Origin of the sequence: Rufibacter latericius (assembly GCF_003721515.1) — a bacterium.
In the GTDB taxonomy this organism is placed as follows: Bacteria; Bacteroidota; Bacteroidia; order Cytophagales; family Hymenobacteraceae; genus Nibribacter; species Nibribacter latericius.
Genome location: NZ_RJJD01000008.1, coordinates 108,713 through 121,143 on the forward strand (window position 1 = coordinate 108,713; position 12,431 = coordinate 121,143).

The 12,431-nt window shown below is 50.8% G+C and carries 11 protein-coding genes; 8 read left to right on the plus strand and 3 right to left on the minus strand.

The genetic code is table 11. The features are described from left to right. Window positions 1–65: 65 nt before the first annotated feature. Window positions 66–653 carry a GDP-mannose pyrophosphatase NudK gene (nudK, locus tag EFB08_RS12450; protein ID WP_123127293.1) on the minus strand — a complete coding sequence of 196 codons (588 nt, stop codon included), beginning with the start codon at window positions 651–653 and terminating at the stop codon, window positions 66–68. A gap of 208 nt (window positions 654–861) precedes the next feature. Between nudK and EFB08_RS12455 the strand changes: the two genes are divergently transcribed. The 3 genes from EFB08_RS12455 to EFB08_RS12465 all read left to right on the plus strand — a co-directional run bounded on the left by EFB08_RS12455 (window position 862) and on the right by EFB08_RS12465 (window position 4,949). Continuing rightward, window positions 862–1,593, plus strand: coding sequence for a tetratricopeptide repeat protein (locus EFB08_RS12455; protein ID WP_123127294.1), 732 nt, complete (start codon window positions 862–864; stop codon window positions 1,591–1,593). 264 nt (window positions 1,594–1,857) lie between these two features. Continuing rightward, window positions 1,858–2,604 (plus strand): 3-oxoacyl-[acyl-carrier-protein] reductase, encoded by a 747-nt coding sequence (gene fabG / locus EFB08_RS12460; RefSeq protein ID WP_123127295.1) that lies wholly within the window; start codon window positions 1,858–1,860, stop codon window positions 2,602–2,604. A gap of 257 nt (window positions 2,605–2,861) precedes the next feature. Beyond that, entirely contained in the window at window positions 2,862–4,949 is a 2,088-nt protein-coding gene (locus EFB08_RS12465) for a vWA domain-containing protein (protein ID WP_125077733.1), read from the plus strand. A 73-nt stretch (window positions 4,950–5,022) separates the two neighbouring features. Here the strand turns inward: EFB08_RS12465 and EFB08_RS12470 are convergent, their stop codons facing one another. After that, window positions 5,023–5,241 (minus strand): YajG family lipoprotein, encoded by a 219-nt coding sequence (locus EFB08_RS12470; RefSeq protein WP_123127297.1) that lies wholly within the window; start codon window positions 5,239–5,241, stop codon window positions 5,023–5,025. 281 nt (window positions 5,242–5,522) lie between these two features. Here EFB08_RS12470 and EFB08_RS12475 point away from each other — a divergent pair, with 281 nt between their 5' ends. The 4 genes from EFB08_RS12475 (at window position 5,523) to EFB08_RS12490 (ending at window position 9,704) form a co-directional block, all read left to right on the plus strand. Further along, on the plus strand, window positions 5,523–6,128 hold the full coding sequence (locus EFB08_RS12475; RefSeq protein ID WP_123127934.1) for a pseudouridine synthase: 606 nt from the start codon (window positions 5,523–5,525) through the stop codon (window positions 6,126–6,128). Between the two features lie 382 nt (window positions 6,129–6,510). Continuing rightward, complete coding sequence (dnaK, locus tag EFB08_RS12480) at window positions 6,511–8,451, plus strand: molecular chaperone DnaK (protein ID WP_123127298.1); 1,941 nt, start codon at window positions 6,511–6,513, stop codon at window positions 8,449–8,451. Window positions 8,452–8,656: 205 nt separating this feature from the next. Continuing rightward, entirely contained in the window at window positions 8,657–8,899 is a 243-nt protein-coding gene (locus tag EFB08_RS12485) for a hypothetical protein (RefSeq protein WP_123127299.1), read from the plus strand. 184 nt (window positions 8,900–9,083) lie between these two features. Beyond that, complete coding sequence (locus EFB08_RS12490; RefSeq protein ID WP_123127300.1) at window positions 9,084–9,704, plus strand: 3'-5' exonuclease; 621 nt, start codon at window positions 9,084–9,086, stop codon at window positions 9,702–9,704. A gap of 238 nt (window positions 9,705–9,942) precedes the next feature. Here the strand turns inward: EFB08_RS12490 and EFB08_RS12495 are convergent, their stop codons facing one another. Next, entirely contained in the window at window positions 9,943–11,079 is a 1,137-nt protein-coding gene (locus tag EFB08_RS12495) for a neutral zinc metallopeptidase (protein ID WP_123127301.1), read from the minus strand. Between the two features lie 332 nt (window positions 11,080–11,411). Between EFB08_RS12495 and EFB08_RS12500 the strand changes: the two genes are divergently transcribed. Further along, window positions 11,412–12,374: a helix-turn-helix domain-containing protein gene (locus tag EFB08_RS12500; protein ID WP_123127302.1), complete on the plus strand. Its 963-nt coding sequence runs from the start codon at window positions 11,412–11,414 to the stop codon at window positions 12,372–12,374. Window positions 12,375–12,431: the final 57 nt, after the last annotated feature.

The following is a 12,431-nucleotide window of genomic DNA, read 5'->3' on the forward strand; positions in this document are numbered from 1 at the left end:
AGGTAGGAAGAAATTCCCTAAATCAACAACGCTCCCGTTTAGGGGCTCTTTTTGGCAAAACAAGTCTAAAAGACCAGCAGGCGGTGTATCTGGGCGTACTGCAGTAGCATAATGGTCTTGGCATCTTTGATCTCGCCGGTTTCCATCAGCCGGAGCGCCTCCTGAAACGGGAGCTCCAGCACCTCAATGTTTTCCTGTTCCTCGGCATGGCCGCCGCCCTCCGTGACCTTCATGTCTTTGCTGTATTCGGCCACAAAGAAGAAGAGTTTCTCGGTCACCGATCCCGGCGACATGTAGGCCTCCATTACTTTTCTAACGTCAGAAACCCGGTAGCCGGTCTCTTCTTCGGTCTCGCGCTTGATGCACTCAGTGGGGTCATCCTGGTCCAGCAGGCCGGCGCAGGTCTCCAGCAGCATGCCGTCTGCGTTGTCGTTGAGGTACGTGGGCATCCTGAACTGCCGGGTTAAAATGACGGAGTTGGTAGAGGCGTTATAGAGCAGAATGGTGGCTCCGTTGCCCCGGTCATAGGCTTCGCGGCTTTGGGTTTCCCAGGCGCCGTCGGGTTTCCGGTAATCAAAGGTAACCTTGTTCAGGGTGTACCAATTGTCTGAAAGGAGCTCGGTTTTGATGTTCTTTACGTTGGGTTGGTCCATATCTACAGCATATAAAGGAAAACGAAGAAGAAAGGCGAAAGCGGAGAAATCTGGGTCTGAAATTTTCTTTTGGGGAGCTTTGCGTTGACTTTCGGTTTGTTTTTCAGGCTTCTACCAAAATTCGGATGCAAAACGAACAAAAGCGTAAAATATTTGGCTAAAACTATATTTATTAAAATCAGTATGTAGCAGAAGTTAGAACCTATTTATGCAACTGCTTTTCCAACCCCGACTTTTCGCCCGTATTCCCCTTTTTTCCCTGTTGCTGCTGTTGGCGGCCGGAGGCTGTAAAACCGCCAAGACCCATTACCGCGAAGGGCTGGAGCGGGCCAGCAAAGACGATTACATAGGAGCCGTGCGGGAGTACGATGCCGCCATCGCCAAGAAACCCGATGACGGCAGCCTGTACCGCCTGCGTGGGGTAGCCAAATACGAGATGGACGATTTTGACGGCGCTTTCGCAGATTTCAGCCAGGCTATCCTTTTGGTGCCCAACGATGCCGAGTCCTTTAAATTCCGGGGCGATATCAAGCAGAACCGGGGCCAGTACAAACAAGCCATCGAGGACTACAACCAGGCCATCACGCACCAACCCAACTACGCCAAGGCTTACAACAACCGGGGCCTCACCCGCGCGCGCCTTAAAGACATAAAAGGAGCGGTACAGGATTTCACCCAAGCCATTACTTTGCAGGAAGACTATGCCGTGGCATACCTGAACCGAGCGAACCTACGCATGCGCCAGAAGCAGTACACCCCGGCCATGGAAGACTATGACCGCGCCATTTCCCTAGACCCTAACATGGTGCAAGCCTTCTACAACCGCGGCGTGCTGAAACATACCCTCAAGAACCGCAAGGGTGCCTGCCAGGACTGGCAAAGAGCCTTTGAACTGGGTTCCCCCGAAGCCAGCAACCTCCTTAACCGCTTCTGTAAGTAAGTTTCAGACGAATATTTAGCTATACCCGCATTCTCTCGCCCTTCAAGGGAAACTTTCCTTTATATCACCCAATTTTTCCTATTCTTTTAATAGCCGCAGAAATCTAATTGCGTTTAGAGGCAGCTTTCCTGAAAAGAGGCTGTAAACGGATCTTCTCTGTGAAAAGCTTGGGGTGTTTCTTTGGCTCCCGCCCGCAATTAGTATATTTGGCTCCGAGAACCGGGGAGCATCTCCAAACAGGTGGTGGCCCTTTAAAGAAGCTTTATGAAATTACTGGAAGGAAAAATTGCCTTAGTAACCGGGGCCTCCAAAGGCATTGGCCGGGCCATCGCGAAGAAATATGCCGAAATGGGTGCCAATGTGGCCTTCACCTATCTCTCCAGCGTGGAGAAAGGACAGGCCCTGGAGCAGGAATTAGCCGAGTACGGCATCCAGGCCAAAGGTTACCGTTCAGATGCCTCTGATTTTACCCAGGCTGAGCAATTGGTGGAATCTGTGGTAAAAGACTTCGGCAAACTGGATGTGCTGGTGAACAACGCCGGTATCACCAAAGACGGTTTGCTGATGCGCATGAGCGAAGACCAATGGGATGCCGTAATCAACACCAACCTTAAATCGGTTTTCAACCTGACCAAAGCCGCCACCAAGCACATGATGCGGGCCAAGAGCGGCTCTATCATTAACATGACTTCTGTGGTAGGCATTAAAGGCAACGCCGGACAGGCCAACTACGCCGCTTCTAAAGCCGGCATCATCGGGTTCACGAAATCAGTGGCCTTGGAGTTAGGCTCTAGAAACATCCGCAGCAACGCCATCGCGCCGGGCTTCATTGAAACCGATATGACCGATGAGCTGGATGCCGCCGTGGTAGCCGAGTGGCGCAAAGCCATTCCGCTGAAACGCGGAGGTTCCCCAGACGATGTGGCCAATGCCGCTGTATTCCTGGCTTCTGATTTATCTGCTTACGTAACCGGCCAAACCCTGCAGGTAGACGGCGGAATGCTTACCTAACTTTCATTAAGAATCAGGAATCACCTATGATATTAAGCCGATGTTGGTGAAGACTGACATCGGCTTTGTTTTTTTATTGTCGGGGCCATTCCTTTTAGCGGTCCTTTTCCGAAAACATGCCTAAAACCCTAGAAAGGCAATAACATGGGTAAGCAGTCAGTTAAAAGAAATAAAGAGCCTGACTTTAAGCGATTCACCTTAAATATGCCGGAGTTCTTTTATCTTGCCCTTTGATCCTGTGACCTAACTCACCGTTTGTGCAATCACTCCAACTCCACACGGCTTATTCCCCTTGGTATGCATTGCTTTGCCTGGCAGTAGGAATAGGTGTATCCTGGTTTATGTACCGCCGGGGCGGCCCCTGGCCCACGGGTCTGCGTTGGCTGTTAGCCTCTTTGCGGGCACTACTGGTAGCCTTGGTGTGCTTTCTGCTGCTGGAGCCCTACACCCGCCGCATCCGGCAGGAGGAAGTGAAACCTAAAGTAGTACTGGCCCTGGACAACTCCCAATCGGTGGGGCTGTTCACCGGAAAGGACGATTTGAACCGCACCTTGCAGGGACTGGATGCGCTTGCCCAACGGTTGCAGGACAACGGACTGGAAGTAGTAAAACAAACCTTTCAGGAGGGAGACACCGCGGTTACTGCTTTTGCGCAAGCTCCGTTCAAAGCCCCTATCACCAACCTGCATGCCCTGGTAGAAAAAGGGGAACGCGCCTACCGTACCCAGAACCTGGCCGCTACGGTGCTTATCACAGACGGAATCCATAACCAAGGCCCTACCCCAACCTTCCAACTATACGGCGCCCCAATCTACCCTTTGGCGTTGGGCGATACCGTAGCCAAGCGCGATGTAGTACTGGAGGAAGTGCAATACAACAAAATCAACTACACGGGCACCTCATTTCCGGTGGTGGCCCGAGTTCGGCATACCGGTTTCGGAGGAACGGCCGCCACGGTGCTGCTTCAGGAAAACGGCAAAACCATCCAGCGGAAATCCATCAACCTGCCGCGCAGCGGCGCCATTGAAACCTCTTTTCAGGTAACCGCCGCCCAGGCCGGCAAGAAACATTACCAGGTCCTGGTGCAGCCCATCACCGGCGAGTTCACCAACCTCAACAACCGTCGGCACGCTTACCTGGAAATCATCAAAGGGAAACTGAAAGTACTGGTGGCCGCCGCCGCCCCGCACCCCGACATCAAAGCCCTGCGCAGCGCGCTACGCACCAATCCCTTGCTGGACGTGGAGGTAGTTTTGGGCCCTTTTCAGGATCCTACGTTCAAAACGCCGTATGACGCCGCCATCCTGCACCAGATCCCCAACGCCGCCGGGGTGGGCACCGATTGGCTGCGCCGATTAAGGTCCGCGAAGGTTCCCTCGTTCTACATATTGGGTGCCCAGACCGATTTCAATGCCTTCAACACCTTACAGGCGGGAGTTCAGTTAAACCGGCCTTCGCCGCAGTTTGACGAGGTGCAGCCCCTGCTGAACAACGCTTTCCAACGATTTTCCACCGAGCCTATTGCCCAAAGCCGCATCAAAGCCTGGCCTCCAACGGCCGTTACTTTCGGGGACTGGAGGATTGCGCCTGCGGCCGAAGTCATTCTGCAACAACAGGTGGGCAGCGTACGCACCACCAAACCCTTGCTGGTGTACAAACCGGCGGCTCCTACTCCCTCGGCAGTACTCCTCACCGACGGAAGCTGGCAGTGGCGCCTCACCGAATCTGCGGACCATGGCACTTCCCAGATCTATGACGAGCTCATGACGCACCTGGTGCAACTGCTGGCCAACCGCCGGAACCAGAAGCGCCTGCACGTATACCCGGTCAAAGACGAGTTCGAAACCTCGGAGGGCGTCACCCTGCAAGCCGATGTCTTCAATGCGGTGCAGGAAGAGATCTTTGGGCAGACCATTTCGCTTACCCTTACCCACGAAGGCGGCAAACAAACGCAACACCGTTTCCGGCATGAACAGGGCGGCGAAGGCCTGCGCCTGGGAAACCTGCCCGTAGGCGTTTACCGCTACACCGCCTCTACCCGAGTAGAAAACCAAACCCATTCCGATACCGGCGAATTTATGGTGCAGGAACAAAACCTGGAATCGCTCATGGCCGTGGCCGACCATAGCCTGCTGAGCCAGGTGGCGGCCCGCTCTGAGACGCGGCTCTATTATCCCGCCCAACTGGCCCAACTAGAGCAGGACTTACTGAAGGCCAACTTCAAAACCATTTTGCGCAGCTACGAAGAGGAAAAAGACCTTCTGGAACAACCTTGGTTCTATTTCCTGCTTCTGGGTTTGGCCTGTGCTGAGTGGGCCCTGCGCCGTTTTTACGGCAGTTTGTAAAAAGAAGCCTCAAAACAAGTTTCGGACTTAACAGAAAAGGCTGCCTACTTTAGGCAGCCTTTTCTGTTGGAAGCTATTGATTTCCCCCAGTTCCGGTAGAGTCAACCGCCGGCGGAATGGTATCGGCGCGGTTGTCGGCACCCCCGGTTTCATAATCCTGGGCCCGTACACTGGGGTCCCGGTCCTCGGTGGCGGTGGGCTCCACATCTCCCTCCTTAGGTTTGGTAGCGGAATTACAGCTCGCCAGGAAGAACAGCGGCAAAGCGGCGCAAAGAATGAGGCTCTTTTTCATAGCTATCGGTTTTGGTGCAGTAGGAGTTTACGGGCTTATGCGCCTAAAAATCGGCGGATGAAACCCATAAACGGTTCACGTTCACCCTCTATACGTATTCTGCCCACAGTGGATGGAAACACCCAAATCTACCTTTTTTGGGCCCCGAATTTTTTTGCTTCCCTGTGGTAACAAGCACTGTTGAATCAGGGGAGGAAATCCATTTTCAGGCCGTTTTAGAGAAAGGAGCACTAAAACAAAAGCATTTCCGTAATTTTACCCTCCACCTACGTTTTTGTCCTTTGCAGTATTTCCTCCTCAACAAGCCCTTTGAAGTTCTCACCCAGTTCACCGATGAGACCGGCCGAAGCACCCTGAAGGACTTTGTGCCTATCCCTAATGTGTACCCCGTGGGCCGGTTAGACTATGACAGCGAAGGTCTGGTACTGCTCACCGATGACAAGCAACTGCAGCACCGCCTGTCTGACCCAAAGTTCAAGGTGGAGAAAACCTATTGGGTGCAGGTAGAAGGCATTCCAACCGATGAGGCGCTGGACCATCTTGAAAGAGGCGTTCTCATTCAAGGAAAAAAGACCACTCCCGCCAAGGCAAGGCTCCTGGAAGAAGTAAATATGTGGGAACGCTCCAAGCCTATCCGGTTCCGGGCCAACATTCCTACCACGTGGGTGGAGATCAAAATAAGCCAGGGCATGAACCGTCAGGTGCGCAAAATGACGGCGGCGGTTGGCCACCCAACGTTGCGGCTGGTGCGCGTGGCGATTGGCACCCTTAAACTGGATTCTTTGCAGCCTGGTGAGTTCAGGGCGCTTACCAGTGAGGAAGTAAAACAACTGAAAGGATTAGCCAAACCGGTGAATACCTTTGTAAGACCATATAAGAAAAGGTAATTTCTGTTCTGAGATAGCTGTTCTCCCCTCCCCCGGGAGATTGCCAGACGGCTTTGCAAGGATTGGTTCTACTGGAAAGCGCTGGTATCGCTGCCTCGCCCCACGGCGATAAAGGATAACGCCGCTACATTTCTGCTCTTTATAAAAAAACGGGCCTGAAACAGCCAATATTTCCCTCCTCCAACCTTCCTCTCCTTAAAAACAAGCCAAAATCGCCGCTTCGGCTGTCACCTTCTGCCTAAACATCGTATAGCTTTTTTATTGTCTTTCGGCTGAAATGACATTGTGTCACAAAAAGGCAGAATTATGGCCTTGGCACATCTCTTGTTAATGAGAGAACATCAAGTTTAAACTAGGAACTACTAAAATAAAACTATAGACAATGGGAAAAATCATAGGCATTGACTTAGGAACTACCAACTCTTGCGTTGCGGTAATGGAGGGTAACGAACCAGTGGTGATTCCGAACAGCGAAGGCCGCCGGACTACTCCGTCCATCGTGGCATTCCTGGACAACGGGAACGGTGAGCGTAAAGTAGGTGATCCTGCCAAGCGTCAAGCTATCACTAACCCACAAAATACCATCGCGTCCATCAAGCGTTTTATGGGTCGCGGCTTCTCAGAAGTAAAAGACGAAACCAGCCACGTTTCTTACAACGTGCAGTCTGGCAGCAATAACACCGTACGCGTACAGATTGGCGACCGCCAGTTCACGCCGCAGGAGATTTCTGCCATGGTTTTGCAAAAAATGAAGCAAACTGCTGAAGACTACCTGGGTACTACCGTAACCGAGGCCGTTATCACAGTTCCTGCTTACTTCAACGACGCACAACGTCAGGCTACGAAAGAAGCCGGACAGATTGCCGGTTTGGATGTAAAACGTATCATCAACGAGCCTACTGCCGCTGCGTTGGCGTACGGTTTAGATAAAAAACACGCTGACCAGAAAATCGCGGTATACGACTTAGGTGGTGGTACCTTCGATATCTCTGTTCTGGAGTTAGGTGATGGCGTATTTGAAGTATTGTCTACCAACGGTGATACCCACCTTGGTGGTGACGACTTCGACCAAGTAATCATTGCCTGGTTAGCCGATGAGTTCAAAGCCGAAGAAGGCATGGACTTACGCAATGACCCAATGGCATTACAGCGCTTGAAAGAAGCGGCTGAGAAAGCTAAAATTGAGCTTTCCTCTTCTTCTGAGACTGAAATTAACTTGCCATACATCACCGCTACTCAGACTGGTCCTAAGCACTTAGTGCGCAGACTGTCTCGTGCCAAGTTTGAGCAGTTAGCCGATGACCTGGTACGTCGTTCTATGGAACCGGTTCGCAAGGCGTTACAAGACGCTGGCTTGCAGCCGTCAGACATTGACGAAGTAATCTTGGTGGGTGGTTCTACCCGTATCCCAAGAATTCAGGAAGAAGTAGAGAAATTCTTCGGTAAGAAGCCATCTAAGGGTGTGAACCCAGATGAGGTAGTAGCGATTGGAGCCGCTATCCAGGGTGGTGTATTGACCGGTGAGGTGAAAGACGTTCTGTTGCTTGACGTGACTCCGCTTTCACTCGGTATCGAGACCATGGGTGGTGTGATGACCAAGCTGATTGAGTCCAACACAACTATCCCAACCAAGAAGTCTGAGACCTTCTCAACCGCATCTGACAACCAGCCAAGCGTGGAGATCCACGTATTGCAAGGTGAGCGCCCAATGGCCCGCGACAACCGCACCATCGGTCGTTTCCACTTGTCAGACATTCCACCAGCACCACGCGGCGTTCCTCAAATCGAGGTAACCTTCGACATTGACGCCAACGGTATCCTGCACGTGTCTGCCAAAGACAAAGGAACTGGTAAAGAGCAGAAAATCAGAATTGAGGCTTCTTCTGGTCTGTCTGAGCAGGAAATCGAGCGCATGCGGAAAGAGGCTGAGGCCAACGCCGAGTCTGACCGCGTAGCGAAAGAGCAGGTTGAGAAAGTAAACCAGGCTGACTCTATGATCTTCCAGACCGAGAAGCAGCTGAAAGAGTACGGCGACAAACTGTCTGCCGGAAACAGAACTGCGGTTGAAGGTGCCCTGGCTGACCTGAAGAAAGCGCATGAGTCTAAAGACTTAGCCGCGATTGACAGTGCCATGGAAAGCATCAACAACGCCTGGCAGGCGGCCTCTCAGGAGATGTACGCAGCCACTGGCGGAGCCGGACAACCAGGTGCTGACGCCGGATTCGGCGGAGCTGGACAGCCAGGTTCTGACGGACAAGGTGGTGCTACTCAATCTGCCGGTACAGATAACGTGACCGACGTAGACTACGAAGAAGTTAAGTAATTTATAATAGGTTTAGTTGAGAAAGCCCTATCGCGTTGCGGTAGGGCTTTTTTGTTTTAATTCAAATTACCCAAAGATTAGTCCTAGTTACTTACGAGTTCTACGGCATTTTAAGAGTCTTTTACTGAAAATGTTACCAAAACCGTACAACTTACTACTCAATAGGTTACCTTACCATTATGTTTGGCTTAAATAATGTATCATCATGTATTACGCTATCTACTCCCGAAATGGTACCCCCGCCTTTTTAGAAGAGGAAACCTTGGTACTAGCAAAGAGCACCCTAAAGGTGCTGCCCGAAGTTAGCCCCGTTGCGTTGTTAGATGAAGAAGGATGTTTATACCCGATCCAACAGAAAGGGCATAAACCCTTGGAAGAGGCCTTGCTTGCTGCGGATTATCTTGATCTGGATTTTAAGAAAGTTTTAAATCCAATTGGATTGAAATAAAGGTTCAACACCAGCATATAAGGCCACTCTAAAAAGAGTGGCTTTTTTTTAATCTCACCTCTGCCTTTCTCCTCCAGATTAAAGGCGCTTCAAACAGCTTATCGGGTCAACTTCTTGCAAGGCTTGCAGGGCATTGCCCCAAATGGTTGTAACTTGCACCTGAAACGCTAAGTGCAGGACGAGAATGGATTTTATTACCCTAGATTTTGAGACGGCCACCTCTGACCGTGACAGCCCCTGTGAGATTGGTTTGACGTTTGTGAAAAACGGGCAGATTGCAGACACCCTGGCCTGGCTTATCAAACCAAAATCCTACCCCTACTTCAACAGCTGGAACATCGCCATCCATGGCATTAAACCGAAGGATGTTCAAAACAGCCCTACCTTTGACCAAGTCTGGCAGGAACTACAGCCGATGCTGCAGAATCAACTGGTAATAGCCCACAATGCCAGCTTTGATATGAGCGTACTGCGGGCTACGTTAAACACCTATGGCCTGCCTTTCCCGGAACTGAACTACGCCTGCAGCGTGCAGTTCTCCAAACAGGTGTGGCAAGGGTTGCCGCAATATGACCTAAAATCGCTGTGTAATCGCCACGGCATCCAATTTAAGCACCACCGCGCCGCCGCTGATTCTTACGCCTGCGCCGAATTGACGCTTCGAGCGTTGGAGCACACCAATTGTCTTTGTTTAGAAGAATTCCCTGAGAAGCTTAAAATCAATTTCGGGCGATTGTTTGAGGGCGGCTACGCAGCATCCTCCGTTCGGAAAGAGGCAAAAAAGAAGAAGTCGTTCCCTTTTTAGAAAGCTGAAATGCATTTTACTTCAGAAACAAAAAGAGGCTGCCTTTCAAAGGCAGCCTCTTTTTGTTTCTGAAGTAATTGAACCGGTTTAGTGAAGTATGATAAAAGAAGAAACCCAGCACCCCTGTTAGTGTTATCACCAACAAGTCAACTTCCGGAGCCAATCCGCTTGCTGGTGAAAACACGCAGCAAGGGCACTGGTTGTTTCTGAGCCTTTTCTAAGCAGGTTCAATCCTCAATTAGATAACCGTTCCGATTTTGGAAACAAAGATCTCGTGCACCTGCTGTTGGGTTAAGATGTGGCCCTGCTTTTGGGCTTGATCTGCCAACTCGAAGCCCAAGCGGGCAGCAGCCATTCGCTGTGCGGGAGTGCCGTGGTGCCCTGTGCTGGAGAATCCGCAATCCCCAATCTGGAAGAACAGCGTAAGGAATTCTTCTACGCGCTTGCTGTTGTAGGTAGCGCCGCGTTTGTGCGTCATATAATACGCCGCCATGAAGTCTGCCTCCAGTTCTGTGTAGCGGGTTGCTTCTGCTTGATCTGCTGCGGCTCCATTAGGGTACCAGGCAGCCATGTTTTTGAATTGTACCTGATGCGCCCACTCATGCGCCAGAATGCCTGTCCAAATGATGTTTGGCTCCACTCCGGTCTCGGAGAGCATCTCTACAATACCATCGCCAATCACGATCAGGTTCCGGTAGGTAGTCGCAAATCCATCAAGGGCGAAAAAAGGCGATTCTGGAAGATAAGGCGAGAAGGTGTTGAAGTAGAGAAGCTGATCGGCGGCGGCATAGGCCTGCTCACGAGTCTGTACGTTGGCGCCCACGATCTCATAGACATCTGCCAGTTTCTCCCGGTCGTTCAGGGTAGCGGTGTGCTGTCCGTTGAGTTGAATCAGGTTAGGCATGCCCCAGAAAGCCTCCAAGTCTCTCTTCCGCTTGGCCATCAACTCAGTATACTCGCCGTTCTTGCCGAAATACTGCTTAGAGGTATCAAAGTAAGCCGAGTACTGGTTCAAGGTCATGTACAGGTTCAGGATTGAATTTGCAGCCTGCGCCGTTCCGAAAAGGGAGATCAGATCTTTGCCGAGGGGGGCTAAATACTTATTCTGCACCGCCACGAACTCTGTGGGACCGCAGGTACTGGGGGCCACGGCATCGTAGGTGAAGAGATTTCTAAGGTTCTCACCTGGGGCTGCATAATTGGCAGGAACGGTGAGCGCCAGGCTTTGGGGGATTTCCAGCGTAGAATCAGATAAAGCACTAACATTCTGTGACTTGGTGGCAGATGTCAGGTTCATCTCATCCATCTGGTTTTCACAGGAAGTGGCGGCGAAACCTACCGCAAGGCACAACAGGGCAAATGTTGATTTTTTCATGAGGGGGAAGTAAGTTTATGAATAAAATTTAAAATGTATTTCAATATAAACTGGGTTCTAAGCTGTTGAAATTAAGTCATATACTTTATTTACAAACCCTAAGAACTTAAATGTAATAATTTACTAGTAGAACTTCACAATCTAATTTTACTTAAAAACAGTTCCATTAAATTAAAATTCGACGTGTATATTTCTACAACTGCTTGTGACTTATCTATTGGATGAAGCTGCGTTTACCTATTTTAATATTGCCATAAGCCACTAAAATTCAAATTCTTACAACTGTTTCATCTTTCCTGTTTTTAGGCTAAATTTCTGAAAACAGCTTTAAAATGTTTCTGAAAGAATTTCCTGACTACCAGCAGTTGAAGGCAAGAGCCGAAACGGCTTTTCAGGAAGAGAACGGGCCAAATCCAAACACTCCGCCGAAGGAAAGATTTGAGTGGCCGCTGGTCATTCTTAACGCCCATACCCAGCACTGCTATCGTCCAGATATCAAAGGGCCATTCTCTCTTTTCACCAACGTCACCGGAACTTCTTACGTGAGTGCGGGCAGCAAGAAAGTGGCCGTGCCTGATGATTGCTTTTTCCTCACAAACCGGGCGCAGCATTACTCCCTTACCATTGACAGCAAAGACCAGCCCGTGGAGACTTTTAACCTTCACCTGGGCCAGAATCTTTGGGAAGACTACCTCAAAGCCAGCAATCACCCCTCGGGTTATCTGTTAGATAATCCTTTCACCCCGGCACTTAACACAGGCCTTTCTGATTTCCCGAACCTGCTTCAACGCAAAACCCCAACGATATCGCAGGCGTTGCACCAACTGCATCACTTGGGTTCCTCTTCCAGTGTTTCAGAACTGGAGTTGCAGGAGCACCTGGCACCCCTACTACAAGCCCTCTTGCAGCAGAAAAAAGAACTAACCCAGCGACTCCAGAACCTGACGGCCGCCAAAGCCAGCGCCCGAGCCGAGCTGTTCAAGCGCATTTCCCTCGCCACCGATTATCTTCTGGCCTACCCTGATTATGCCTCTTCTTTAGACGAACTGGCCCAGGTGGCCTGCCTTTCCAAGTTCCATTTTCTGCGGGCGTTTACCCAAATCCACGGCAGCACGCCGCATCAGTTTCTGTTGCAACACCGCATTGGGCGCAGTCTGCCACTGTTGCAGAAAACCAGGATGACCATTGGCGAAGTGGCGCTCCAATGCGGATATCCCGAGATTTCCATGTTCAGCCGGACCTTCCGGAAAGTGATGGGCTGCTCGCCGGCTTTGTACCGGAAAGAGAGAAATTAGCAATTTCTGTCAAACAGTTCAGGCTTTTGAGGCTGCATCTTTATGCCGTAGAAACAA

Excerpts from the sequence above, each read along its gene's own strand:
- nudK (WP_123127293.1), bottom strand. The coding sequence starts at position 653 with ATGGACCAACCCAACGTAAAGAACATCAAAACCGAGCTCCTTTCAGAC.
- EFB08_RS12455 (WP_123127294.1), top strand. The coding sequence starts at position 862 with ATGCAACTGCTTTTCCAACCCCGACTTTTCGCCCGTATTCCCCTTTTT.
- fabG (WP_123127295.1), top strand. The coding sequence starts at position 1,858 with ATGAAATTACTGGAAGGAAAAATTGCCTTAGTAACCGGGGCCTCCAAA.
- EFB08_RS12470 (WP_123127297.1), bottom strand. The coding sequence starts at position 5,241 with ATGAAAAAGAGCCTCATTCTTTGCGCCGCTTTGCCGCTGTTCTTCCTG.
- dnaK (WP_123127298.1), top strand. The coding sequence starts at position 6,511 with ATGGGAAAAATCATAGGCATTGACTTAGGAACTACCAACTCTTGCGTT.
- EFB08_RS12485 (WP_123127299.1), top strand. The coding sequence starts at position 8,657 with ATGTATTACGCTATCTACTCCCGAAATGGTACCCCCGCCTTTTTAGAA.
- EFB08_RS12490 (WP_123127300.1), top strand. The coding sequence starts at position 9,084 with ATGGATTTTATTACCCTAGATTTTGAGACGGCCACCTCTGACCGTGAC.
- EFB08_RS12495 (WP_123127301.1), bottom strand. The coding sequence starts at position 11,079 with ATGAAAAAATCAACATTTGCCCTGTTGTGCCTTGCGGTAGGTTTCGCC.
- EFB08_RS12500 (WP_123127302.1), top strand. The coding sequence starts at position 11,412 with ATGTTTCTGAAAGAATTTCCTGACTACCAGCAGTTGAAGGCAAGAGCC.